This window comes from Formosimonas limnophila, from assembly GCF_014652675.1.
Taxonomy (GTDB): domain Bacteria; phylum Pseudomonadota; class Gammaproteobacteria; order Burkholderiales; family Burkholderiaceae; genus Hydromonas; species Hydromonas limnophila.
In genome coordinates, this window is record NZ_BMZG01000004.1 from 77,660 (window position 1) to 102,344 (window position 24,685).

Consider the following 24,685-nt stretch of genomic DNA (forward strand, 5'->3'; position numbering starts at 1 on the left):
AGACTGGCTTGTTTATGCGGTGTATTCTGAAATCGGAATGCACGAGCAAAACAAGTTTCTATCACCATACACATTGTCGGCGCGCGAGACTGGTGGCCAATATTTGCGTGAGCGCAAAGAAGCAACAGGGTATGCGGCTTGGCTGCGCGGGTAGGCATGTGTCCATTCATCGGCACTAACCACGGCAGCGGTGTGCGGTGCGTGTTTGAGTGGATTATCATCAGCGGGCAATTCGCCACGTTCAATTTGTGCGATTTCGTCGCGAATCGTGTGCATGGCGGTGATGAAGCGGTCGAGCTCTTCCAATGGCTCTGATTCGGTCGGCTCAATCATCAACGTGCCCGCCACGGGAAAGCTCATGGTCGGCGCGTGAAAGCCAAAGTCCATCAAGCGTTTGGCAATGTCATCAACCGTCACGCCCGTGCTGTCTTTGACCACACGCACGTCTAAAATACATTCGTGGGCAACCAGACCTTTTTCGTCGGTGTAGAGAATCGGGAAAAATGCCGAGAGTTTTTTCGCCAAATAATTGGCTGACAAGATGGCTACTTTTGATGCTTCAGTCAAACCTTCAGTGCCCATCATCGCAATATACATCCACGTAATTGGCAACACGCCCGCGCTGCCGTAAGGCGCGGCGGACACTGCTGAAATGCCATTCGGATTGCGCTCGTAACCGACCGCGTTGAGATTTGGCAAAAACTCGGCCAAGTGTGCCGCCACGCAAACAGGGCCAATACCGGGCCCACCACCGCCGTGCGGGATGGCGAAGGTTTTGTGTAAATTCAAATGCGAGACATCGCCACCGAACTGACCAGGGGCGCACAAGCCGACCATCGCATTCATATTCGCGCCATCGACATACACTTGTCCGCCGTGCTGATGAATGATGTCACAAATTTCCGTGATGCTTTTCTCAAACACGCCGTGTGTGGATGGATAGGTAATCATCAACGCTGCGAGGTTGGCGGAATGCTGCTCGGCTTTGGCTTTTAAATCCGCCACGTCGACATTGCCGCACTCATCGCAAGCCACGACCACCACTTGCATGTCCGCCATCGCGGCGGAGGCGGGGTTCGTACCATGCGCCGATGCGGGGATGAGGCAAATGTTGCGGTGCGCTTCGCCCCGTGATGCGTGGTATTTTTGGATGATGAGCAAACCTGCGTACTCGCCTTGCGAGCCTGCATTCGGCTGCAAACTCACCGCCGCGTAACCTGTCGCCGCCACCAACATCGCTTCAACTTCAGCAATCATTGCGCGATAGCCAACCGTTTGCGCGTCGGGTGCGTAGGGGTGGATGTTGCAAAATTCTGGCCACGTCACGGGGAGCATTTCGCTGGTTGCATTGAGTTTCATTGTGCAACTACCGAGCGGAATCATCGAGCGGTCAAGTGCCAAATCTTTGTCAGATAACTCACGCAAATAGCGCAACATGCCGTGCTCAGAGCGGTGTGTGTTGAACACAGGATGGGTTAAAAATTTTGATGTGCGACGCAAACTTTCAGGAATCAAATCACGGGTGGTTTGTGCCAAGGAGGCAAAATCAGGCAAGGTTTGCTCGGCTGACGCGAAAATTTGCCACAGCAAACGCACGTCATCTGGCGTAGTGGTTTCGTCTAAAGAGATGCAAATATATTCATCCCAAGCCATGCGTAAATTAGCACCGTGCTCGTGCCCACGTGCGATGAGCGAGCCAGTAGCCGTGCCAGTTTTGAGGCAGAGCGTGTCAAAGGTTTGTTCATCATGGCATTCGCTGTAGCCCAACTGCGCCAAACCTGCGCGCAAAACTGCCGTGTAATGCGCTACTCGTTGCGCGATGCGGGTCAAACCCTCCGCGCCGTGATAGACCGCATACATACTCGCCATAATCGCCAACAAAGCTTGCGCGGTACAAATATTCGACGTCGCTTTTTCGCGGCGAATGTGTTGTTCGCGGGTTTGCAGCGCGAGGCGCAAGGCTGGATTGCCCTGTGCATCGACCGATACGCCGACCAATCGACCGGGCATCGAGCGTTTAAAGCTGTCACGCGTCGCCATAAACGCCGCGTGTGGGCCACCAAAGCCAAAGGGCACGCCAAAGCGTTGCGTGTTGCCAATCACAATATCCGCGCCGCCGTGCGGCCACTCACCTGGTGGTTTGAGTAAGGTGAGCGCGAGTAAATCACTCGCCACGATGTACGCCGCGCCTTTGTCGTGTACAGTTTTGACATCCTCAAAATCCTCACCCAAACGACCACTGGTCGATGGATATTGGTCAAGCACCGCAAAATAATCATCGCCTTGAATCAACGCGTACCACTCTTCAGCAGAATTCGCGACGCGCACCTCTATGCCCAAAGGCGCAGCACGCGTCTGAATCACTTCAATTGTTTGAGGGTGCGCATCACCCGCCACGATGATGGCATTGCCCTTGGCTTTCACACTGCGCATCGCCAATGTCATCGCCTCCGCTGCCGCCGTCGCTTCATCGAGCATCGACGCATTGGCTATGTCCATCGCGGTTAAGTCCGTCACCATTTGTTGAAAATTGAGCAGGGCTTCTAAGCGACCTTGCGAAATTTCAGGCTGATACGGCGTATACGCCGTGTACCACGCAGGATTTTCCAGCACATTGCGCAAAATCACCGCAGGTGTGTGCGTGCCGTAGTAGCCTTGGCCGATGAAGCTTTTAAAAACCTTATTTTGGTTCGCGTGCTGGCGCAAACGGGCAATCGCGGCTTCTTCAGAATAGCCATGGGCAAACTCGCCGAGATTCATCTCGCTGCGGCGGATGTTATCGGGGACGACGGCATTGATGAAACTGTCCATCGAGTCAAAACCCAAGGCTTTGAGCATGTGCGCTTGGTCAGCGGTGGAGGGGGCGGTGTGGCGGGAGGCGAAGGTGGTTGAGGTCATGGTTAAGTTTCCTTTTGATTTTGAAATTCGGTATAAATATCAAGTAGCTCGTAAAATAAACGATTTTGCTCTTTATTATCCAGAGTAGGTTTGTTGCTTTTAATATCCAACTTCATTTTTGAAAAGCTAAGGAAGTCTTGTAATTGATTTTCTGATTCAAAAACTGGAATATCAAAATTTTGAGGAGAAGTTGCTCTCTTCAGGTTTTTAGAGTGGTCGCTCTTATTGAAATGATTGATCATGAAATTGTGAAAACAATATTCGAAACTATCTTTTAAATAATAATAAATTCGTCCACTGCCAACCGCCGACCAATCTGGGTTGACGATGTCTTTTTTGCCACCATCAAATTTGCAGTACACACACTTGAATAGTTTTGTGTTGTGATAGTAAAAAGTCCAGCAGTAAGTGTTATTGCCTGACGTGTATGAATAACCAATTTCACCTCTTGCCCACTCCGGTGTCTCGCAGCCTTGCTCTGCAAATGCCTCTGTACTTTGAATGGTGAATTCAGGATGATATTTATAATAAAATTTGCCCTCATCATCGTGCGCCCAGTTTTCGGCATCATTTAAATAAAGTCGCAATTTCTCCAAAGGCGTTTGTGTCAAGCCGAAGCGCTCTTTCCACATTTTTTCAATTTGTTTTGGGCTGGCGGACTGGTTTAATGGTGTATTGGAGTCCATTGTTCGTGTGTAAATGTGGTGAGCTCGAACGATGATGCTTTGCTCTTTTTTTTCTTTAACTAAATAATAAGGCTTGTTCGCCGCATTTTGAATAATGAGGATGTCCAAAACATTACCATTGATTGAGCACTGTTCTAAACGAATATCGGGGTAAATGCCCTCTGCGAATCCCGTGCTACGTAAAGTATCAATTAAATTTGCTTGGGTTCTTCTGTTGCATTTCAAAGGGCAAAAACCATAGTTATTGGTCACGCCATAAATTATGTATCGGTCTCCATCGTGATCTGCGTTGGCAAGACACATGATGTCATGAACCAACGCTGCGGTATTGGCGTGGTGTTCTTGTTTGAAATCCCAATAAACACCTTCTTTCGCTTGGTTGATTAGATTAATTATGATGTCCGGTAAATGGAGTGTGACCATATGTTATGAGTTGTTAAAACTTAGGGTGCAATTAGCTAAAAAGGTGTAATGCACTGCGTTATTGCACCCTGCAAAAAGCCTGTTGGCTCAGCCATTTTGCGCTTCGTAATCGGCTTCGCTCAACAATCCATCCAATTCCGCCACATCACTCGGAGCGATTTTAAATAACCATGCGTCGTAAGGTTTTTCGTTCACTTGCTCAGGTGTGTCGGCGATGGCGTCGTTGCGGGCGGTGATTGTGCCGCTGATTGGGGCGTAGATGTCGCTGGCAGCTTTGACTGACTCGACGACGGCGACGTTCTCCGTGGCTTTGACTTCGCGACCGACGTCGGGTAATTCGAGAAAGACGATGTCGCCCAAAGCTTCTTGCGCGTGGTTAGAAATGCCGATGGTGACAGTACCGTCGGCTTCGAGGCGTGCCCATTCGTGGCTGGTGGCGAATTTGAGTGTGGTCATGGTGTGCTCCTGTTAGAAAGTCGTTTTGAAATGAGGTGGGTCGCGGCGGATTTAAGCCGTGGCAAGTATTTTACCGTTTCGAACAAATGGAAGTTTGGCAACGGTGGCATTGAGTGCTTTGTCTCGGATGATGACTTGCACTGTGTTGCCGACGCTAACGCCAAGCGGTACGCGGGCAAAGGCGATGGATTGCTGCATGGTCGGGCTGAATGTGCCGCTGGTGGTTTCACCAGCACCGTGCGCGGTTTGCACGGTTTGGTGGCTGCGCAGCACGCCTTTGTCTTGCAAAATTAGGCCGACGAGTTGTGCGGTTGCGCCAGTACTCAATGCGGTCTTGCCGATGAAGTCACGCTCAGACTGTAAATCCACCGTCCATGCCAAACCTGAGTTGAGCGGGTTGACCGATTCGTCCATGTCTTGACCGTATAGATTCATCCCTGCTTCAAGGCGCAAAGTATCTCGCGCACCAAGACCAGCGGGGCGCACGCCAGCGGCGAGTAATGCATTCCATGCGTCGGCGGCGACTGCGGCGGGGACGGCAATCTCGAACCCGTCTTCACCTGTGTAGCCTGTACGCGCGACCATCCATTCGCTGCCGTCGTGCTCGATGCGGGCGGCGTTGAAAGGTTTGAGGGACTCGGAAGTGGCTTGCGTGAACGGGAAGGCTTGCCACGCTTTGGCGCGGGCGTTTGGGCCTTGTACGGCGATGAGCGCGAAGTCTGGGCGCGGCGTGATGGTTAAGCCAAACTCACCCGTGGCGTTTTGCTCGGCAAGCCAAGCGATGTCTTTGTCCGCCGTGCCTGCGTTGACGACCAGGCGAAAAAAGTCCTCGGCGAAAAAATACACAATCAGGTCGTCAATCACGCCGCCGTCGGGACGCAACATGCACGAGTACAAAGCTTTGCCCGATGTTTGCAACTTATCAACATTATTGGCAAGGACAAAGCGCAAAAAATCGCGGGTTTTATCGCCCGTGATATCCACCACACGCATGTGCGAGACGTCAAACATACCTGCGTCAGTGCGCACGGCGTGGTGCTCTTCGATTTGTGAACCGTAGTTAACGGGCATGTCCCAGCCGCCAAAGTCGACCATGCGGGCGTTGGCAGCCAAATGAGTGGAATGTAAAACAGTGGATTTTAATGTCATAGCAGGTGTCCAGAGGTCAATAACGGACATCATCAATCGGTTGGATTGGTGATGATGTGCCCGTTTCTGTCCTTGGTACCTGAGAGATTCTTGGCAAACGTGGTGTTTGCGCGCCCCTTCGGTGACAGCTTAGACTTGAAATTGTGTCCGCTGTGCTCTCCAGAAATGCGCGGTTGCGTGGCTCGTACGCCATGTCAACCTTCGCCCCGCGAGTCCTTGTGCCTGAGAGTTTTTGGGAATACACCTTCGGCGGCTGTGCTGAACACAGCGCTCTCCTCGCGAGAGGTGCCACTTTACGTTGAAAGCTTTTCTTTGTCAATCCAATTGAATCATGGATGAAATATGATTGAACTTATCAGGTTTGCCTCTGTATAATCCACTATCTTGCAAAAAGGCTGTTGGCGTTGCACTGCGTCCTACGATGGGTCGGTGTTCTGATGTGCCTGATGAGATGGCTGAAACGAATTGGTTTTTTACTTTTTATTATTAGGAGATGATTCATGAAACATCAAAAACTCATGTTGGCATTGGGTATGACCTTGGTTCTCGCGGCCTGCGGTGATAAAGCACCAAAAAAAGACGCGGCAGCAACTGATGCACCAAAAACAGAAGCCAAAGCTGACGCAGCTGGCGGTCCTGCAATTATTTTTGATGCGGGTGGTAAGTTTGACAAGTCATTTAACGAGTCAGGTTACAACGGCGCGGAAATGTTTAAAAAAGAAACAGGTAAATCTTACCTCGATTTTGAGTTGAAAAATCCAGCTGAATTAGAAGGCGTTTTGCGCAAAATGGCACAACGCGGTGGTAATCCGATTGTGACCATGGGCTTTAACAGTGGTGAAGCATTGAATAAAGTGGCTGCAGAATTGCCAAAGAGCAACTTTGTCATCATTGACTCAGAAGTGAAACAACCAAATGTGAAGTCAGTCCAGTTCCGTGAAGAAGAAGGCTCGTTCCTCGTGGGTGCTTTGGCAGCGATGGCGTCTAAGTCAGGTAAAGTGGGTTTCATCGGCGGCATGGATATTCCTGTGATTCGTAAGTTCTCGTGTGGTTTCGAACAAGGTGCGAAGCACATCAACGCCAAAGCTGAAGTGATTAAAAACACAGTTGGCACAACGGGTGATGCGTGGAACAACCCAACCAAAGGCGGCGAATTAGCCAAAGCACAGTTTGACCGTGGTGTGGACGTTGTGTTTGCAGCGGCAGGCGGTACAGGTAACGGCGTGTATCAAGCAGCCAAAGACGGTAAAAAATACGCGATCGGTGTAGACAGTAACCAAAACTACTTGTTCCCAGGCACGATGTTGACCTCAATGGTCAAACGCGTGGACAACGCGGTTTTAGCAGCATTCAAAGAGTCCGCAGCGGGTTCGTTCAAAGCAGGTTCTGTATCAATGGGCTTGGCTGAAGATGGCGTGGATTGGGCTGATGACGAACACAACAAAGCCTTGGTCAATGACGAAATGCGCATAAAAGTGAACGCCATCAAAAAGGACATCATCGATGGCAAAATCAAAATCACCTGCGATGGTAAGTAATCCAAACGCATGAGTGACAGCAAAAGCCAATTCGTTGGCTTTTGCTGTATTTGCTTTGGGTATCTTTTGTGTTAATACTTTCCTTAAATATCTGTACGACACCAAGCGGTATCTAAAACCAATACAGCAAATGGCATGATTAATTTAACAGGATAACAGGAGACATTTATGTCTGACTCCCACGACGCGCAGCCTGCAGGTCCATACGCTGTTGAGCTCAAGCGCATCAATAAACGATTTGGTGCAGTTTGGGCGAATAAGGATATTGACTTATCCGTCCCCAAAGCGACGATTCACGGCATCATCGGCGAGAACGGTGCGGGCAAATCCACACTAATGTCGGTACTCTACGGTTTTTATGAGGCCGACTCTGGCGATGTGGTGATTGATGGTGAAAAAGTCAAAATGACCAATTCGACGCACGCGATTGCGCATGGTGTGGGCATGGTGCATCAGCACTTCATGCTGGTCGAGACTTTGTCGGCATTAGAAAATATTTTGTTGGGCGCAGAAAGTTCGTGGTCGTTGGATGCCTCAAAAGCGAAGGCGCGTCAAAAGTTAGAAGCGATTTCTCAAAAATTTGGCTTGGAAGTACCACTTGATGAGCCAGTTGGCGAGTTGGCGGTTGGTGTGCAACAGCGGGTTGAAATTTTAAAGGCGCTGTATCGTCAGGCAAAGATTTTGATTCTGGATGAGCCGACAGGCGTTTTGACACCACAGGAAGCTGACCAGTTGTTCGATGTGTTGCGCGACTTACGCACGCAGGGCGTCACGGTACTCATCATTACCCACAAACTGCGTGAAATCATGGATGTGACCGACAATGTCTCGGTCATGCGCGGCGGCAAAATGGTGGCGCATCGCAAAACAGCGAACACCAACGCAGAGGAATTGGCTGAGTTAATGGTTGGCCGCCCCGTGGCCAAAGATTTGCCCAAAGGCAACCTTGATCAGTCGCAAGTTTATCTGTCGGTGCGAGACTTATCTTATACCGACGGCAAAGGCATTAAACGCTTAAAAAGTATTTCATTTGATCTACACGCAGGCGAAATCGTCGGTTTGGCAGGTGTGTCTGGCAATGGTCAAACAGAGTTACTCAAAATCTTATCGGGTGAAATGCGTGGCACGAGTGGCATGATTGATTTCGTTGCTGATGGCAAGCCCGCTTACACATGCCAAACATGGCCGAATCCGAAGCAGTTGCGCGCTGTTGGCGTGGCACACATTCCAGAGGATCGTATTGGCCAAGGCTTATTGAAAAACTTCACGATGCAAGAGTCGGCCATTTTGGGTTACCACCACGATGCATCTTTGGGCAGTAAATTTTCGCTGATGGTTAAAAAAGTTCGAGATTCGGCACTGGCTTTGATTAAAGCATTTGATGTTCGCCCGAATTTGCCAGAAATTCGCTCGGCCAATATGTCGGGCGGTAATCAGCAAAAGCTCATCATCGCTCGTGAAATGGCGCGCCAACCGAAAGTGCTGCTGGTTGGTCAGCCGACGCGTGGGGTGGACATCGGCGCGATTGAGTTGATTTATAAAGAGTTGGTCAAAGCACGCGATGCGGGTGCTGCGATTTTGGTGGTGTCGGTGGAGCTCGATGAGGTGTTGACGTTGTCGGATCGTATTTTGGTCATGAATCAGGGACAAATCACGGGTGAGCTCAAAGGTGATGAAGCCGACCCACGAACCATCGGTATGTTGATGGCCAGCTCTGAAGCGATGAAAGGTTAATCATGTCAGATAAGAAAAATTCTCAAGCATTGCCGATTTGGTTGACGGGTTTTGCCATTCCTGTGGTGCAACTGGTCTTGGCTTTTGGGCTCGCGTCTTTATTGGTTTTGTCGATTGGTCAAAGCCCTTTAGAGGTGTTGTCCGTATTATTCCGTGGTGCGTTTAACTTTGATACTGGTTTGCCATTTACGCTCTTTAATGCCACGTCATTGATTTTCACAGGACTGGCCGTGTTGGTGGCTTTTCACGCAGGCTTATTTAATATTGGTGGCGAGGGTCAGGCGTATTTTGCGGGTTTGGGTGTTGCCTTGGTTTGCTTGTGGTTGGGGCCTTATTTGCCAGCGCCGCTGGTGTTTTTGGTAGCGATTGTTGCAGCCTTGATTTTTGGTGGTTTTTACGGGTTTATCCCTGGCTTGCTGCAGGCCAAGCGTGGTGCGCATGTGGTGGTGACGACAATCATGCTCAACTACATTATGTTTGCCTTTATGGATTTTGTCATGCGTTTTTGGTTGGGTAAAGGTGAAAGTACAGATTCTGAAAATTTTGCAGAAAGCTCCATATTGCCCCGTCTGTCAGAGATGCTCCCATTTTTGGGCTTTGATGACACACCGTTGAACTTTGCATTTTTCTTTGCATTGGTCACAGCCGCTTTTGTGTGGTGGTTGATTTGGCGCTCTCGTTTGGGTTATGAGATTCGTGTGGTAGGACAAAATCCTCAGGCAGCGGGTTATGCAGGTATATCGGTGTCTCGTACCATTATTATCAGCATGATGATTTCGGGCGCTTTGGCTGGTTTGATGGCCGTGAATATGGTTTATGGGGCGCAAGGGCGCTTGAGTTTGTCCTTCACATCAGGCATTGGTTTCATGGGGATTGCGGTGGCTTTGATGGGGCGTAATCATCCTGTCGGCGTGGTGTTGGCTGCTTTGCTGTTTGGTGCGCTGGCGCAAGGTGGCTCAGAAATGCAGTTTGACTTACCCGACATTAGCCCTGAGTTTAATGTGGTGATTCAAGGTTTGATTATTTTCTTTGTGGCAGCGCTCGATGGTTTGATTAGAAAGCCCATCGAAACTTTGTATCAGAAAAAAGGGAGTGCGTGATGAATGATTTAATCGTAACGATTGCCAATGTGACGGGCAGTGGACTGCGTCAGGCTGTGCCTTTGATTTTGGTCGCGATGGGGGGCTTGATGGCCGAGCGTTCTGGTACGGTGGATATTGGTTTAGAGGGCAAGTTGCTGTTGTCGGCATTCGCTGGTGCAGCTGTGGCCAGTTTGTCTGGTTCAGTGTCTTTGGCTGTTTTGGCAGCGGTTTTGACGTCTGTGGTTTTTTCGATGTTGCATGGTTTTGCCACCATCAGTCAAAAAGGCGACCATGTTGTGTCTGGCTTGGCGATTAATGTGTTGGCTTCGGGCTTGACCTTGGTGTTGGGACAGGCGTGGTTTCAAAAAGGTGGTCAGACGCCTTTGTTGCCCGATGAGCTGCGTTTCAAACCGATTGTTTTCCCTGGTGTAGAAGCAGTCAGAGGTGTACCTGTGATTGGGCCTATTTATGAAAAGATTATTTCTGGCCATCATGTTTTTACCTATGTGGCGATTGCCTCGGTGTTTTTGACAGCATTTTTGTTGTATCGCACTCGCTTGGGTTTGCGTATTCGTGCGGTCGGTGAAGAGCCAAATGCTGTAGACACCGCTGGCTTATCAGTCATCGGCTTACGTTATTTGGCGCTGGTGTTTACCGGCGTGATGTGTGGTTTGGCAGGCGTTGCGTTATCCATGGCGCAAAATGGCGGTTTTGTGCGGGAAATGAGCGCGAACATGGGTTATATGGCCTTGGCTGCAGTGATTTTTGGTAAATGGAGGCCTTGGCCTGCATTTTGGGCGTGTTTTTTGTTTGGCTTGCTAGGCGCGTTGTCGGGTTCCTTACAAGGCGTGCCGATGTTTGGTTTGCCAGAAATCCCGTCTCAGATATTCAATGCTTTACCTTATGTCTTGACGATTGTGTTGTTGGCGAGTTTCGTCGGTAAAGCGGTCGCACCCAAAGCGATTGGTCGTCCTTATGTCAAAGAGAGATAATATGTCTGCGATTGTGAATTTTGGCTCGATTAATATTGACCATGTTTATCAGGTCGCGCATTTTGTGCAGCCAGGCGAAACGTTGGCGACACTGGGCTATGACAAAGGTATGGGTGGTAAGGGCTTGAATCAGTCGGTTGCTTTACAGCGTGCAGGTGCATCTGTGATTCACGTAGGGTGTATCGGCCGTGACGATGAATGGATGGCTGACCAGTTGACCAAGCTGGCTTTAGATACTTCTGCGATTGAGAAAGTTGAGCAAGCAACGGGACACGCACTGATCCAAGTGAACCAAGACGGTGAAAACTGCATTTTGCTGCACGCAGGCGCCAATCACGCATTGACGGAGCAGATGGTTGACTCACAATTGGCACGCACTGACGTGACGTGGGTCTTATTGCAAAATGAAACCAATTTGATTGAAACCATCATCCAAAAAGCCCATGCAGCTGGCAAACGAATTGCGTTTAATCCTGCGCCTTGTCATGCGAATTTGGCGAAGTTGCCTTTGCATTTGATTGATACATTGATTGTAAATGAGGTCGAAGCGTCGCAGCTTACAGGCTTGTCTGATTTAGACGACGCTTTAGCGAAGTTGAGCCAAGTTGTGAAAAACGTTGTGCTGACCATGGGCGGCGATGGTGTGAAGTACATGGGGCAAGCAGGCACGTTCTTTCAATCAGCGCAACGAGTTGAGGTCGTTGACACCACAGCGGCGGGTGATACATTCATCGGTTATTATTTGGCCGCTATCATGCAAGATTTGAGTGTGTCCGATGCTTTGGCGCAAGCGAGTCGTGCGGCTGCGGTTACCGTTTCGCGAAAAGGCGCGAGCTCAGCCATCCCTTTTGCGCACGAGCTGGTCTAAAACGACTTGTGCTTCAATTTTTATTAAAGGAAGTTCTATGACCAAGTACAAAATGATTATCGACACCGATCCAGGTGTGGATGATGCTTTGGCAATCGCTTTTGCCGCACAGCACCCTGATATTGAGTTGTTGGGCTTGACAACGGTGTATGGCAATGTCTCTGTCGAGCAGTCAACCAAAAATGCAGGTTATTTACTCGACTTGCTGGACATCAAGCATGTGCCTGTTGCCAAGGGCGAGGCGGTTCCGTCTGTACAAAAACCACATCCGTTCCCTGATTTTGTCCATGGTAAAAATGGTTTTGGTGATGTTAAGGTGACCTATCCTGCCGACTTTCAACCCGTGGCTGAGCACGCCGCTGACTTCATCGTCAGAGTGATCAACGAGCACCCAGGTGAAGTCATCTTGGTTCCAGTTGGCCCGTTGGCCAATATTGCTCTGGCTCTGAAAAAAGACCCAACGATTGCCCAAAAAGTCAAACAGGTCGTCATCATGGGTGGTGCAGCTCATGTGGCTGGAAACGTCTCTCCAGCTGCTGAGGCTAATATTTGGAATGACCCTCATGCTGCTCAAAAAGTCTTTGAAGCGCCGTGGCCAATCGTGATGGTGGGCTTGGATGTGACTTATCAAACCATCATGCCGAGTGAGCCGATGGCGCGTATTGCGGCAGCTTCGCCGAAAGTGGGTGGTTTTTTGCAAAAAATCTGCGCTTTTTATGCAAATTTTTATCGTAACGTGGCTGGGTTCAATGGTTTTTCACTGCATGACCCTGCAACGGTGATGTATGTCACCAACCCCGAGTTATTCACCACCGTTCGCGGTCAGGTTGAAGTGGTCAAAGAGGGTGCTGGTGCAGGTAAGACCTTTTTTGCACCAGAAGGAAAAGTCTACGCTGAGAGCTATTGGTCTGAGCGCGACAATGTCCAAGTGTGCACGGATGTGGATGAAGCGGGTGTGTTGGCTTTGATTGAGCAAGTGTTGAGCACAGCAAAATAACCGTGCTTTTGTGAGCGTTCTTTGAAAAGGAAATGATGATGTTACCAGTCATTGATTACACCAGCCCAACAGCGGCGCGTGACTTCACACAGTCTTTGCATGACACAGGGTTTGGGGTGCTGGTGAATCACCCCATTTCTAACCCTTTGGTGCAGGGCATTTTTACGGATTGGTTGTCCTTTTTTCAAGGCGAGGATAAGTTTAACTATCCCTATAGTGCTGAGAAGTTTGACGGGTATTTTTCCACGGCTGTGTCAGAGACGGCCAAAGGCAATGACAAGAAAGACATCAAAGAGTTTTTCCACATCTATCCATGGGGTCGAATCCCAGAGTTGCTCAAATCTGATGCGCTGACTTATTATCAGGAGGCGAGTCAGTTGGCGGCAACATTGCTTGGCTGGGTGGAGCAACAAACACCAGATGCGATTGCTCAACACTACAGCCAACCACTGTCCACGATGATTGACGGCAGTGAGCAGACACTGCTCCGCGTTTTGCACTACCCGCCACTCAAAGGTGATGAACCAATCGGGTCTTTACGGGCTGCTGCACACACAGATATTAATTTATTGACCGTATTGCCAGCCGCCAACGAGCCGGGTTTGCAAGTTCAAGCAAAAAATGGCGAGTGGCTGGATGTGCCTTGCGATTTTGGTATGCTGATTATCAACATTGGTGACATGCTGCAAGAAGCCTCTCAAGGTTACTACCCAAGCACCATGCATCGTGTCATCAATCCAGAGAATCGTACGCACAATGTCAGTCGTGTGTCTTTGCCCTTGTTCTTGCATCCCAAGCCCGAAGTGGTCTTGTCAATCAGACACACAGCAGAGAGTTATTTGAGTGAGCGTTTAAAAGAGCTGGGTATGAAGCAATAATTCGTTGTCAGTGGCTTTGCCACATGAGTGCCTAGAATGAAACGAGCGTTAGATAAACGCTATTCAAGTGCAAAACTTACTGGTAAAATGGTGAGATTGTCAAAAAATCGTGCGAATGATTTTCGCGCACAAGGAGCAAATGTTGGTTCAGACGCAAACAATGCAACAAGCCCAAGCCTCGCCCCACAGTCGGCATGGTCAGGCTGAGTCCGTCGTGGTTGGTTGGGCCAGTTCTATTGACGAAGTTCGGGAAGTTCAACGCTTGCGTTATCAAGTGTTTTCAGAAGAATTGGGCGTTAATTTGCATGGACATGATGGTTTGGATGAGGATCAGTTTGATGCCTGTGCCGAACACGTATTTGTTCGTGACGCGAAAACAGGTCAAGTGGTTGGCACTTATCGCGTCTTACCCCGTGGTTGTACCAGCAGCGTTGGTTTTTATTCTGCTCAAGAATTCGATATCAGTGAACTTTTGCCTCATCGTGAGCGCATTTTAGAAATTGGCCGAGCTTGCGTGCACAAGGATTACCGCAGTGGCCCAGCATTGATGGCCTTGTGGAAAGCCATTTTGGTGTACGCAGTCAAAAATGACTATGACATGATACTTGGCTGCACCAGTGTGCCTATTGCTGCAAACAGTCCTTCTGTCGCTGATGTCCACCAAATGCTCATCGACTCAGGAGCGATGAGCGACGAGTTTAAAGTGACTCCACGCAATCCCTTTGACCATGGTTTACAACCTGTTGTCCAAGCTGATGTAAAAATGGTGTTGCCACCGTTGTTTAAAGGCTACGTGCGTTTGGGCGCTCAAGTTTGTGGTGCGCCGACTTATGACCCTGATTTTCATACCGCTGACTTTCTGACTGTGTTGCATCGCGCCAATGTTGCCCCAAGGTATGCAAAGCATTTTGATTTGGTTTGATGAATCACTTGACATGAAAAGTGGTCAACTCTCTTTGTGAGATAATGGTGAAAACCTCTGCCGCTGCGCAGAGGTTCTTTCTTTAAATGGTAACCGTTCATTGTCAAACTGACTCAATTTGAGAGTAAGCGTCACGTGTAGCCATCTTGAATGAGTCCAAATGACGTGAGATATTGTGTGCTCTAAAAATCAAAGGAGCGTAGATTAAGGCTCCTTGAGTTTCAGTTATTCTATTCTCAAGTGGTTCAAATTTCTGGGAGGCTTACGCAGTAGCATCACGGAGTAATGCTGCTTTGTCTGTTGCTTCCCAGCTGAACTCAGGCTCTTCACGTCCAAAATGACCGTAGGCAGCGGTTTTGCTGTAGATGGGGCGCAGCAGATTGAGCATTTTAACGATGCCTTTCGGACGCAGGTCAAAATGCTCTGCCACCAAAGCAGTGATGCGCTCATCAGAGATTTTACCAGTACCAAAGGTATCCACCATAATCGAAGTGGGGCGTGCCACACCGATGGCGTATGAGATTTGAATCAAGCAGCGTTCCGCTAAGCCTGCAGCCACGATGTTTTTCGCGACATATCGACCTGCGTACGCGGCAGAGCGGTCAACTTTCGAGGGGTCTTTGCCCGAAAAAGCACCGCCGCCGTGTGGTGCTGCGCCGCCGTATGTATCAACAATGATTTTACGACCAGTCAGACCACAGTCACCTTGCGGACCGCCAATCACGAAGCGACCTGTTGGGTTGACGAGGAATTTGATGTCGTTTTTAATCAATTCAGCTGGCAGAATCGGCTTGATGATTTCCTCAATCACGCCTTCGCGAACGGTTTCCAGTGAGATATCAGCGTGGTGCTGTGTCGACAGCACGATGGTATCAATGGCAGAGGGTTTGCCATCTTCGTAGCGAATCGTCACTTGAGATTTGGCATCAGGGCGCAACCATGGCAGACGACCATCGCGGCGAATGTCGGCTTGACGCTCGACAAGGCGGTGCGCCAAGTGAATCGGCAAAGGCATGAGCTCGGTGGTTTCAGAACACGCGTAGCCGAACATCAAACCTTGGTCACCTGCACCTTGGTCTAAATTGTCATCATGCGCGGCATCCACGCCCATGGCGATGTCGGGAGACTGTTTGTCATAAGCGACAAGCACCGCGCAGCCTTTGTAGTCAATGCCATAGTCGGTGTCGTCGTAGCCGATGCGTTTGATGGTGTCGCGCGCGATGTCGATGTAGTCGATGACAGCGGTGGTGGTGATTTCGCCAGCTAAGACCACCAAGCCTGTGTTGCATAATGTCTCGGCAGCCACGCGCGCAGTGGGGTCTTGCTCAAGAATGGCATCGAGAATCGCGTCAGAGACTTGGTCAGCGACTTTGTCGGGATGGCCTTCGGAGACGGATTCGGATGTGAATAGATAGTTTTTGTTGCTGCTCATGAAGTTCCTCAAATAATCAAAAGGTTGGGCGCGCTGTTGTAAGACTGATAAGCCCGAGCAGCGACGCTTTAACGGTGGAAAGCGGGACGCTTTCGCAAATACTCTTCTTGCCCCGTAAGTTGTCGTTAAACCAGCAAGAAGTGGTATTATAGCCGCTTTATAAGGTTTGCGAAAAAGTGCTGTGAAATTTTTCGAGAAATGCTAGTTTTGTGTCGGTAAATACGACAAAAGTGCGGTGACTCGATATTTTTTGTGGTGATAAGCAGAATTTTTAGGGTGTTTTGCCATGTGGGTTAAGTTGTTATTAGCAGCGTTGTCGGTTTTGCCTCTGTCTGTGCTGCATGTACTTGGTGGCTGGCTGGGGCGCTTTGTCGCGCGCTTTGATAAGCGATATGGCGCGCGATTGGCGAAGAATGCATCACAGGCAGGTTTCACCTCGCGACAGTTTGCTCGTGATTCTGCGGCACACATGGGGCGTTCTGTTTTGGAGCTGGCGCATATTTGGACGTGGCGCATTGATGCGTTACTACCCAAAGTGAAAGTGACAGGTTGGGAGGCTGTACAAAAGATTCAAGACAGTGGTCAAGGTGTATTGATGCTCACGCCACACATTGGGGCATTTGAGCTGCTCTCATTGTGGATTGGTCAGCGTGCACCTTTTACCGCCATGTATCGTCCGCCCAAACAGGCCATGATTGCCGAGGCGATGCTCAGCGGTCGTCAAAAATACCAAGTCAAAATGGCCAGTGCTGATGTCAAAGGCATTCGTACCATGCTGCGTGCCTTAAAAAATGGTGAGCTGGTTGGTCTTTTACCCGACCAAGTGCCGAATGCTCAGGGCGATGCGGTACTGGTGGATGTTTTCGGTGCGCCCGCATGGACGATGACACTGCCGTCGAAACTGTTGCGCCAAACAGGTGCGGCGCTCGTGATTATGTCGGCACGGCGCGTGTATGCGCCGCATCGTTACGAAATTGATTTTCAGGTGGTTGAGTTTGTGCCTTCGTTGGACATGGCAGCAGACGCTGCGCGTGTTAATGAATTAATGGCGTCGGTGATTCACCGAGCGCCAGAGCAATATTTGTGGGGTTATAATCGTTATAAAGGCGTGCCTGAGGTGACGAAATCAGAGGGGAAAGCCGATGCTGATGTCTAAACTGGGGGCATATATCCTACGAAAAATGGGGCGATGGCCGCAAGCTGTTCGTCATCGATTGGCCGAGACGGTGGCGGTGTTGGCTTACCGTTTGGTTAAGAAGCGTGTGCGCATTGCTCGCATTAATTTAAAAAAATGCTTTCCTGATTGGGGCGATGAGCAGATTGAGCTGACTGTGAAAGCGCATTTGCGCTATTTTTCGCACGGGTTATTTGACCGCAGTTTGTTTTGGTTTGGTGATTTAAAGGCGTTTGATGAGAACATCGTCAAAATTGACGAGCATTATTTGCACGCTGCGATAGCACAGCAACGACCGATTATTATTCTCGCGCCTCACTTTATCGGGCTGGATGTTGGTGGTTTGCGCATCAACTTTGACCGCGAGATGGCCACGATGTATCAGCGTCAAGCCAACCCCGTTATGGATGAGTTGATGAAAGAAGGACGTGCTCGCTCAGGACAAGCGCATTTGTATTCACGCCAAGACGGCGTGCGAGGATTGGTCAAATTGTTGCGTAAAAATATACCGTTGTACTATTTGCCTGATATGGATTTTGGCATACAAGATGCGATATTTTCTCCGTTTTTTGGGGTGCCTGCCGCGACATTAATGGCATTGCCCAAGTTGGCAAAATTAACCAACGCGCTTATCGTGCCTTGCGTCACACGCATCGACAAAGACGCCTTGGCCCGTGGTCAAACACTCTATCGTACACAGTTTTATCCTGCGTGGGACGGTTATCCAGGCGAGGATGAGGCGGCAGCTGTGCGAGAGATGAATGCGTTTATTGAGACTCGAATTTTGGAGGAGCCAGCGCAGTATTTATGGATGCACAAGCGCTTTAAAACCAGACCCGAAGGCGAACAGAGCTTTTATCAAAAACAAGTTGGTGAAACATCATGAAATTGAAATTCACAAAAATGCATGGCGCAGGCAATGACTTCATTGTCGTTAATGCGATTGATCAAGATGTCTCGCGTATCACACCCGCAGATTGGTGCGCTCTGGCGGACCGTCACTTCGGCGTGGGTGCGGATCAGATTTTGCTGGTCGAAAAGCCGAGCAAATCTTCGGCTGACTTTAAATACACCATTTATAACCAAGATGGTTCGTTGGTTGAAAACTGTGGCAACGGCGCACGTTGCTTCGTCAAATATGTGCATGACAAAGGCATGACACAAAAGCGCGAAATCACGGTGCAAATCGCCACAGGTTTGATGATTTTAACGCTCAACGAAGATGGCTCAGTGACTGTCAACATGGGGGTCCCTAAACTGCAAGCGGCGGGCTTGCCCGCCGTTGTCGATAGCCTTCCTTCGCGTAAACAGGGTGAAGACACACTCTACGCCGTCAATGTCAATGGTGGTACACGCTGGTTGTCCATGGTGTCTATGGGTAATCCTCATGCGGTGCAGGTTGTCTCGGATGTGAATACTGCACCAGTTTTGTTTGATGGTGAAGCGTTGGAAAAACATGCTATCTTCCCGAACAAAGCCAATATTGGCTTTATGCAGATCCACGATCAGCACCACATCAGCGTGCGTGTCTTTGAACGCGGTGCTGGTGAAACATTAGCCTGCGGGACAGGAGCGTGTGCAGCGGTGGTCGCTGGTATTCGCCGTGGCGTTTTGTCCTCGCCTGTGACCGTCCAAGCGCGTGGTGGTGTGCTTAACATCGCATGGGCGGGTAAGGGGCACCCCGTGATGATGAGCGGTCCTGCAGTCACCGTCTTTGATGGTGAAGTGCCTTTGGTAGACTGAGCAACCAATCAAACGATTCCAATGTATTGATACAAAAAACCATACGAGAACAACAATGTCTGAACAACAAAATCGCGATGAACTCATTAATCAAACCCATGAGGCATTGGATGACGCGCCTGTGATGAATGCGGCTGAGGTCATCGCTTATTTACAAAACCACCCAGAGTTTTTTGTCGAACACGCCGAAGCTCTGGCGGGATTGCCATTGCCCACCACGCGTGATGGCAATGTGGTGTCGATGGCGCATTGGCAAAACAACATGCTGCGCGAAAAAGCCGAACAGCATCAAGTTCGCCTTGAGCGATTATTGGCACAAGCTGCGAGTAACCAACAAAACCACGACAAACTACTCCATCTGGTGAGTAATTGGCTGGGCTTGGTGGACGCCAATGATCTGCCTGCACAGATTGAGCGAGATGTGCAAGACGCTTTTCATCTCGACGCTGTGCAAGTCATGGTTTGGAACGAGCCATCGCGCGCGGTCTACCACCCCTCTGGTCAGTCATGGTCTGACAATGTGGTGATTTTTGCCAATAGTTTGCGCACACCGTATTGTGGTCCATGTAAGGGCTTCGAGATTGAAGCGGCATTGGCGAAAAAAAGTGCGTCGGGTTCGATTGCTTCATTGGCCATTGTCCCGCTTTGGGGCACACTCAACCGTGCACATGTGTGTGTCGGCGTTCTGCTGCTGGGTGCGGCAGATGCGAAGCGATTCACGCCAGACATGGGCACACACTTTTTGCAAAGCATCGCACATTTGGCGGGCGCGGCCTTGTCGCGCGTCCAAAGCCCTGTGCATTTGTCGCTGAAAACTTAATCAGGCCAATCGACACCGTGCGCATTGCAGACGAGCTGCCCTCATTGATGCAAGCCTACCTTGAATGGTTGGCGATACACAAGCGACTGTCTGACAAAACTTGCGAGAATTACGCCCGTGATTTAACGTTATTGTGCCGCTTGGCGGCACAGGTTCAAGTCACCGAGCCACAACGCTTGGCGGCTTATCAAATCAAGCACTTTGTGATGCAGCTGCATGGGCAAGGTCATGGCCCGAAAAGTTTGGCGCGCTACCTGTCCTGCTGGCGCACATGGTTTGAGTGGTTGGTGAAGTACCATGAGTTGCCTGCCAATCCCGTTGAAGGTGTGCGTGCGCCGAAAGCACCCAAAAACCTGCCAAAAGCACTGTCGGTAGACGATGCGGTGAATCTGGCCAATCACGCTGCTCGCGGAGACACCGCCATTCTCAAACGAGACCATGCCATCATTGAGTTGCTTTATTCGAGTGGATTGCGGGTGTCAGAGATTGCGGGTTTGGATGTGTCACCACCCACCGCGACCAGCGAAAATGACCAAGGCACGGGCTGGGTGGACTGGTCAGAGTCAGAGGTGCATGTGCTGGGCAAAGGCAGCAAGCCGCGCATTGCACCTGTGGGGGCGCCTGCGATGGCTGCGTTGAACGCATGGCAACAAGCGCGTGCCGCTATGCCGAAGTCAGCACTCACGCACGCGCTGTTTATCAACACTCAGGGCAAACGATTATCGGTGCGCTCGATACAGTTGCGACTGGCGCATCATGCTAAGGTTCTGGGCTTGCCTGTTCGCGTGCATCCCCATATGCTGCGTCACTCGTTCGCCACGCACATATTGCAGTCATCGGGTGATTTGCGAGCGGTGCAAGAGTTGCTTGGACACAGCAGTTTGTCGGCGACGCAGGTGTATACGGGCTTGGATTTTCAGCACTTAGCCTCAGTTTATGATGCAGCCCATCCTCGTGCGAAGAAGCAAACCAAAGATTAAAAAAAATTCTGCTGTTGGCGATACAACGCAAACGCTTTGACAGCATTTTGATAGACAAGGACAAAAAATGACCCAAACCAACAATCCGCCCGAAGAACGCACGACGCTACTCGAATTCCCGTGCGAGTTTCCTTTAAAAGTCATGGGTAAGCACGTCGCAGAGTTCCCCGCGACCATTGTCGCAGTGGTGAAACAACACGCGCCTGATTTCGACGAGGCCACCATGGAGACTCGTCCGTCATCAACAGGCAAATACCTCGGTTTGACTTGCACGGTCACTGCCACCAGCCAAAAGCAACTCGATGATTTATACCTTGCGCTCACAGGTCATCCGCTCGTGAGCATTGTGTTGTAAATGTCTGAGCTCATCGTCAAACGCCTTGGCCGCGTGGACTACTTGCCCACAGAGCAAGCCATGCGCGAATTTACCGCCACTCGTGATGCCAGCACACCTGACGAATTGTGGCTGGTGGAGCATCCGCCTGTCTTTACTTTGGGGCAAGCGGGATTGGCTGAGCACTTATTACAAGCCGGTGACATTCCCTTGGTCAAAACTGAGCGTGGCGGCCAAATCACCTATCATGGCCCAGGTCAAGTCGTCATCTACATGATGCTCGATCTCAAACGCCGTGGCATCATGGTTAGAGAATGGGTGCGACGCATTGAAGGGGCGATTATCCTCACCTTAGCTGACTATGGCATCACAGGCGTGCGCAAAGACGGCGCACCGGGGATTTATGTCGGGCAGGGCACTCATGAAGGTGCTAAAATCGCGGCATTGGGGCTCAAAGTCAAACGTGGCTGCACCTATCACGGACTCAGTTTTAATGTGGATATGGATTTAACTCCGTTTTTACACATCAACCCCTGTGGTTATGCAGGTTTAGAAACGGTTGACATGAAAACCCTCGGCGTCACCGCCACATGGGCAGACGTGGCCGAGCAATTGGCGCAATCCTTAGTCAGTCAATGGCAAGCCGACGAGAGCCAAGCTTGACCCTGAGCCAAACCGTATTGATCCGTTGCACCGCATTTGACGTACTGCCCGCTTTGATGAACGCATGACACCGAAACCGCCCATACTGGAGAACATCGCATGAGCGAAACGACCAACACCAACGTCGATTACGACGCCACCAAAAAGCAAAAAGCCTTTGATAAAGTCTCACGTATCCCCGTCAAAGTCGTTCAAACCGAAGTGCTGAAAAAACCCGAATGGATTCGCGTCAAAGCCGCCTCAGGCAACTCACGGTTTAACGAAATCAAAAAAATCCTACGCGAAAATGAGCTTGTCACCGTCTGCGAAGAAGCCAGCTGCCCCAACATCGGCGAATGCTTCGGCAAAGGCACCGCCACATTCATGATCATGGGTGATAAATGCACGCGCCGCTGCCCATTCTGCGACGTCGGCCATGGCCGCCCAGACCCGCTCGATACCCAAGAGCCAGCCAACTTAGCACGCACCATCGCTGCACTCAAGCTCAAATACGTCGTCATCACCTCCGTTGATCGCGATGACTTGCGCGACGGCGGCGCACAGCACTTCGTAGACTGCATCACGCTCACCCGCGCCCAATCCCCAAACACGCAAATTGAAGTCCTCGTCCCCGATTTTCGTGGTCGTCTCGACAAAGCCCTCGATATTTTTAAAGACGGTCTACCCGACGTCATGAACCACAACCTCGAAACCGTGCCACGTCTCTACAAAGAAGCGCGCCCCGGTGCAGACTACCAGCACTCACTCACACTGCTTAAAGACTTCAAAGAACGCTATCCCAGTGCTGTGACCAAAAGCGGCCTCATGGTCGGCCTCGGTGAAACTGACGACGAAATCCTTGACGTCATGCGCGACATGCGCGCCCACAACATCGACATGCTCACCATCGGTCAATACCTCGCGCCATCAGGCCACCATCTGCCCGTGCGTCGCTATGTCCACCCCGACGTGTTCAAAATGTTTGAAGAAAAAGCCTATGAAATGGGCTTCACCCACGCCGCCGTCGGCGCGATGGTACGCAGCTCATACCATGCCGATGTGCAGGCGCATGAGGCGGGTGTTTGACTGTGAATTCCAACAATAAATAGTACTCAACATAATTAATTGCTACTGAATAACAATAAATGCTACTGGGAGGTAGTTGATGGCGAAGGTTGTGAAAATTGCAGAATTTCCAGATGATGGTCGATTGTGGCGAATCGACTGGCTGGCTGCTGTTCAACACAACGAAAAAAATATCCCGACCGAAAACACGATAGATGTTTATCTGCGACCAGTTAATCCACAGCACACAACCGACTTCGGTATGACGATTACGGAACGTGTATGCTGCCAAATAGGAGTGGGTCAACTACCGCTACTTGCCATTGGCTCACTTTGGCACAAAGGTCAGCTCTTAGATGACATCAGGGCAGTTCAAAGACGAACGAATTTACATTCTGTCTTGATTAACTCCTCAACAGTCAAACTTATTAAAGCAGGGCATCAAGATGAGGGTAATTATGCAATCAGCAAATTTTACTTTGACATTGGCGGTATTCAAAACGGATTGAGCGCAAATTGCTTGGCAATCGAGCGCAATGGTGACCCTTACGGCATTATTATTCCCGTGGCTGAAGTGATTCGTTTTTATTATGCGTCCTCAAGTGACTTATCAAACATTGCTTTTTCGGGTAGGTATGAAAATGACTTTGATTCAATGGTGGGTGAGTTGCACCACATGCACCCAGAACAAGACATGTTCATCATACAACTGAGAAAGTGGCTTGAAGATGATGACGGCTGGACGATTGGGCGGCTGCTACAAGAGCCTTGTGCAGACGAAGTATTTAAGCTGATTCATCGCTCCTTGGTTAAGCAGTCGGTTAATACCCTTCACAAAAAAGCAATGCCAGAGACCAATTTTCCCTTTGAAGGGCGAACGGACTGGACTGCACACTGCATTAACTTTCAATCAGGTGGTAAAAATCGAACATTGATTTTAGAGCTATTGCATTGTACAGCACCATTTCCATTCTCTGACTTGCATGTAATTCATGACAATGATGGTAATAAAGCCAATCCTGAAACCGATGTTTCTGATGATGACAAAATCGAGTGCTGGCCAAATAAAAAAGTAACGAAGCCCAGCCCCGATGATGATTTGTCCTTGCAAAGTGAGGCCGAGCCATACCGTTATGCCAAAAAGGATAGTATTACCTTAATGGCCAATCGTTTTGCAGCATTGGTGGGTAAAGAAATCCTCAAGAACACAAAAGACCAATGCAAGTACAAGGCCGCGCAACTAACCCCTTGCCAAAGCACTGTGGCAACTGGATCGGGGACTGGCTTAGGCACAACAGGTGATTCAACGATAATCCCAGTGCAAATCACTGTAACAGCCGAAGATGAAGAGAAAGTGCGCCGCCAACGAGAAAAAGCTTTGGAAGCATCGTTTGAGACAATGATGCAAGCGTTTAGGTTGTTGAACCAATATCCGAATACAAAAGCCTCTATTCGTCAATCGAGTAATGGATATGAGATCCCGCTAACCTCATCTAAAAGCCGTCAGTGGTCGTACTTGGATTCAAAAAGGAAAAAGTACCGCTCTGTTCTTGTGGCTGATATACAGGTTGATGAGCGGTATTTTTGGTTGATTGAGTTTGAGCAAAGAAAAAGCGAAAAGTGTACTTCGGCATTGATCGAGACTCCAAACCATTACGGAGATAGTGAGTTACTCCAACTGCTTAAAGGTTTGGCATTGAAGAATGGAATTTGGAGGAATATCAAGCATCGGCTTGATTTGAAAATAATACCGATGAAGCATACTTGGAATAGTGCCGAGGGATACGCATTGTCGGTTTATGAGCGATGTCGAATCTGAAGTAGTTAAATGGAACGAGAAGTACTTATTTTGTAAGCAAATTAATTCAAAAA

At 49.7% G+C, this 24,685-nt stretch carries 22 protein-coding genes and 2 riboswitches; of the genes, 17 read left to right on the top strand and 5 right to left on the bottom strand.

What is annotated here, in order from left to right; all coding sequences use genetic code 11:
• Positions 1-12 precede the first annotated feature (12 nt).
• The 4 genes from gcvP to gcvT all read right to left on the bottom strand — a co-directional run bounded on the left by gcvP (position 13) and on the right by gcvT (position 5,612).
• On the bottom strand, positions 13-2,898 hold the full coding sequence (gene gcvP / locus IE082_RS04435) for an aminomethyl-transferring glycine dehydrogenase (RefSeq protein ID WP_189492167.1): 2,886 nt from the start codon (positions 2,896-2,898) through the stop codon (positions 13-15).
• Between the two features lie 2 nt (positions 2,899-2,900).
• Entirely contained in the window at positions 2,901-4,007 is a 1,107-nt protein-coding gene (locus IE082_RS04440) for an ATP-binding protein (RefSeq protein WP_189492170.1), read from the bottom strand.
• A gap of 87 nt (positions 4,008-4,094) precedes the next feature.
• Complete coding sequence (gcvH, locus tag IE082_RS04445) at positions 4,095-4,463, bottom strand: glycine cleavage system protein GcvH (RefSeq protein ID WP_189492174.1); 369 nt, start codon at positions 4,461-4,463, stop codon at positions 4,095-4,097.
• A 51-nt stretch (positions 4,464-4,514) separates the two neighbouring features.
• On the bottom strand, positions 4,515-5,612 hold the full coding sequence (gene gcvT, locus IE082_RS04450) for a glycine cleavage system aminomethyltransferase GcvT (protein ID WP_189492177.1): 1,098 nt from the start codon (positions 5,610-5,612) through the stop codon (positions 4,515-4,517).
• Positions 5,613-5,668: 56 nt separating this feature from the next.
• Positions 5,669-5,785: riboswitch (glycine riboswitch) on the bottom strand.
• A gap of 27 nt (positions 5,786-5,812) precedes the next feature.
• A riboswitch (glycine riboswitch) is annotated at positions 5,813-5,900 on the bottom strand.
• 212 nt (positions 5,901-6,112) lie between these two features.
• Here gcvT and IE082_RS04455 point away from each other — a divergent pair.
• The 8 genes from IE082_RS04455 (at position 6,113) to IE082_RS04490 (ending at position 14,623) form a co-directional block, all read left to right on the top strand.
• Entirely contained in the window at positions 6,113-7,150 is a 1,038-nt protein-coding gene (locus IE082_RS04455) for a BMP family lipoprotein (protein ID WP_229809717.1), read from the top strand.
• A 168-nt stretch (positions 7,151-7,318) separates the two neighbouring features.
• A complete protein-coding gene (locus tag IE082_RS04460; protein ID WP_189492180.1) occupies positions 7,319-8,884 on the top strand; it encodes an ABC transporter ATP-binding protein in 1,566 nt (521 codons plus the stop codon).
• 2 nt (positions 8,885-8,886) lie between these two features.
• Positions 8,887-9,984, top strand: coding sequence for an ABC transporter permease (locus IE082_RS04465; RefSeq protein WP_189492182.1), 1,098 nt, complete (start codon positions 8,887-8,889; stop codon positions 9,982-9,984).
• The gene (locus IE082_RS04470) at positions 9,984-10,958 is read left to right on the top strand and encodes an ABC transporter permease (RefSeq protein WP_189492185.1); all 975 of its coding nucleotides are present in this window, start codon (positions 9,984-9,986) and stop codon (positions 10,956-10,958) included. The genes IE082_RS04465 and IE082_RS04470 overlap by 1 nt, the downstream gene beginning before the upstream one ends.
• Before the next feature lies 1 nt (position 10,959).
• Positions 10,960-11,826, top strand: coding sequence for a ribokinase (locus IE082_RS04475; protein WP_189492187.1), 867 nt, complete (start codon positions 10,960-10,962; stop codon positions 11,824-11,826).
• A 37-nt stretch (positions 11,827-11,863) separates the two neighbouring features.
• Positions 11,864-12,823, top strand: a complete 960-nt coding sequence (locus IE082_RS04480) for a nucleoside hydrolase (RefSeq protein ID WP_189492190.1) — start codon at positions 11,864-11,866, stop codon at positions 12,821-12,823.
• A 38-nt stretch (positions 12,824-12,861) separates the two neighbouring features.
• A complete protein-coding gene (locus IE082_RS04485; protein ID WP_229809718.1) occupies positions 12,862-13,701 on the top strand; it encodes a 2OG-Fe(II) oxygenase family protein in 840 nt (279 codons plus the stop codon).
• 139 nt (positions 13,702-13,840) lie between these two features.
• Positions 13,841-14,623 carry a GNAT family N-acetyltransferase gene (locus IE082_RS04490; RefSeq protein WP_189492196.1) on the top strand — a complete coding sequence of 261 codons (783 nt, stop codon included), beginning with the start codon at positions 13,841-13,843 and terminating at the stop codon, positions 14,621-14,623.
• 262 nt (positions 14,624-14,885) lie between these two features.
• Here IE082_RS04490 and metK read toward each other — a convergent pair whose 3' ends face one another.
• A complete protein-coding gene (gene metK, locus IE082_RS04495; protein ID WP_189492199.1) occupies positions 14,886-16,055 on the bottom strand; it encodes a methionine adenosyltransferase in 1,170 nt (389 codons plus the stop codon).
• A gap of 286 nt (positions 16,056-16,341) precedes the next feature.
• On the opposite strand from metK, the gene IE082_RS04500 reads away from it, so the two are divergent.
• The 9 genes from IE082_RS04500 to IE082_RS04540 all read left to right on the top strand — a co-directional run bounded on the left by IE082_RS04500 (position 16,342) and on the right by IE082_RS04540 (position 24,632).
• Positions 16,342-17,211 carry a lysophospholipid acyltransferase family protein gene (locus IE082_RS04500; protein ID WP_189492202.1) on the top strand — a complete coding sequence of 290 codons (870 nt, stop codon included), beginning with the start codon at positions 16,342-16,344 and terminating at the stop codon, positions 17,209-17,211.
• The gene (locus tag IE082_RS04505; protein WP_189492205.1) at positions 17,198-18,115 is read left to right on the top strand and encodes a lysophospholipid acyltransferase family protein; all 918 of its coding nucleotides are present in this window, start codon (positions 17,198-17,200) and stop codon (positions 18,113-18,115) included. Before IE082_RS04500 ends, IE082_RS04505 begins: the two co-directional genes overlap by 14 nt.
• Positions 18,112-18,972, top strand: a complete 861-nt coding sequence (gene dapF, locus IE082_RS04510) for a diaminopimelate epimerase (protein WP_189492209.1) — start codon at positions 18,112-18,114, stop codon at positions 18,970-18,972. The genes IE082_RS04505 and dapF overlap by 4 nt, the downstream gene beginning before the upstream one ends.
• A 55-nt stretch (positions 18,973-19,027) precedes the next feature.
• A complete protein-coding gene (locus IE082_RS04515; protein ID WP_189492212.1) occupies positions 19,028-19,792 on the top strand; it encodes a DUF484 family protein in 765 nt (254 codons plus the stop codon).
• A gap of 17 nt (positions 19,793-19,809) precedes the next feature.
• Positions 19,810-20,772 carry a tyrosine recombinase XerC gene (gene xerC / locus IE082_RS04520; protein ID WP_308429001.1) on the top strand — a complete coding sequence of 321 codons (963 nt, stop codon included), beginning with the start codon at positions 19,810-19,812 and terminating at the stop codon, positions 20,770-20,772.
• A 67-nt stretch (positions 20,773-20,839) separates the two neighbouring features.
• Positions 20,840-21,127, top strand: coding sequence for a YbeD family protein (locus IE082_RS04525; RefSeq protein WP_189492215.1), 288 nt, complete (start codon positions 20,840-20,842; stop codon positions 21,125-21,127).
• Positions 21,128-21,769 carry a lipoyl(octanoyl) transferase LipB gene (gene lipB / locus IE082_RS04530; protein WP_189492218.1) on the top strand — a complete coding sequence of 214 codons (642 nt, stop codon included), beginning with the start codon at positions 21,128-21,130 and terminating at the stop codon, positions 21,767-21,769.
• A 99-nt stretch (positions 21,770-21,868) separates the two neighbouring features.
• A complete protein-coding gene (lipA, locus tag IE082_RS04535; protein WP_189492221.1) occupies positions 21,869-22,834 on the top strand; it encodes a lipoyl synthase in 966 nt (321 codons plus the stop codon).
• A gap of 91 nt (positions 22,835-22,925) precedes the next feature.
• Positions 22,926-24,632: a hypothetical protein gene (locus IE082_RS04540; RefSeq protein ID WP_229809719.1), complete on the top strand. Its 1,707-nt coding sequence runs from the start codon at positions 22,926-22,928 to the stop codon at positions 24,630-24,632.
• Positions 24,633-24,685: the final 53 nt, after the last annotated feature.

Coding starts and splice junctions, on each gene's coding strand:
- gcvP (WP_189492167.1), bottom strand. CDS start 2,898: ATGACCTCAACCACCTTCGCCTCCCGCCACACCGCCCCCTCCACCGCT.
- IE082_RS04440 (WP_189492170.1), bottom strand. CDS start 4,007: ATGGTCACACTCCATTTACCGGACATCATAATTAATCTAATCAACCAA.
- gcvH (WP_189492174.1), bottom strand. CDS start 4,463: ATGACCACACTCAAATTCGCCACCAGCCACGAATGGGCACGCCTCGAA.
- gcvT (WP_189492177.1), bottom strand. CDS start 5,612: ATGACATTAAAATCCACTGTTTTACATTCCACTCATTTGGCTGCCAAC.
- IE082_RS04455 (WP_229809717.1), top strand. CDS start 6,113: ATGAAACATCAAAAACTCATGTTGGCATTGGGTATGACCTTGGTTCTC.
- IE082_RS04460 (WP_189492180.1), top strand. CDS start 7,319: ATGTCTGACTCCCACGACGCGCAGCCTGCAGGTCCATACGCTGTTGAG.
- IE082_RS04465 (WP_189492182.1), top strand. CDS start 8,887: ATGTCAGATAAGAAAAATTCTCAAGCATTGCCGATTTGGTTGACGGGT.
- IE082_RS04470 (WP_189492185.1), top strand. CDS start 9,984: ATGAATGATTTAATCGTAACGATTGCCAATGTGACGGGCAGTGGACTG.
- IE082_RS04475 (WP_189492187.1), top strand. CDS start 10,960: ATGTCTGCGATTGTGAATTTTGGCTCGATTAATATTGACCATGTTTAT.
- IE082_RS04480 (WP_189492190.1), top strand. CDS start 11,864: ATGACCAAGTACAAAATGATTATCGACACCGATCCAGGTGTGGATGAT.
- IE082_RS04485 (WP_229809718.1), top strand. CDS start 12,862: ATGTTACCAGTCATTGATTACACCAGCCCAACAGCGGCGCGTGACTTC.
- IE082_RS04490 (WP_189492196.1), top strand. CDS start 13,841: ATGTTGGTTCAGACGCAAACAATGCAACAAGCCCAAGCCTCGCCCCAC.
- metK (WP_189492199.1), bottom strand. CDS start 16,055: ATGAGCAGCAACAAAAACTATCTATTCACATCCGAATCCGTCTCCGAA.
- IE082_RS04500 (WP_189492202.1), top strand. CDS start 16,342: ATGTGGGTTAAGTTGTTATTAGCAGCGTTGTCGGTTTTGCCTCTGTCT.
- IE082_RS04505 (WP_189492205.1), top strand. CDS start 17,198: ATGCTGATGTCTAAACTGGGGGCATATATCCTACGAAAAATGGGGCGA.
- dapF (WP_189492209.1), top strand. CDS start 18,112: ATGAAATTGAAATTCACAAAAATGCATGGCGCAGGCAATGACTTCATT.
- IE082_RS04515 (WP_189492212.1), top strand. CDS start 19,028: ATGTCTGAACAACAAAATCGCGATGAACTCATTAATCAAACCCATGAG.
- IE082_RS04525 (WP_189492215.1), top strand. CDS start 20,840: ATGACCCAAACCAACAATCCGCCCGAAGAACGCACGACGCTACTCGAA.
- lipB (WP_189492218.1), top strand. CDS start 21,128: ATGTCTGAGCTCATCGTCAAACGCCTTGGCCGCGTGGACTACTTGCCC.
- lipA (WP_189492221.1), top strand. CDS start 21,869: ATGAGCGAAACGACCAACACCAACGTCGATTACGACGCCACCAAAAAG.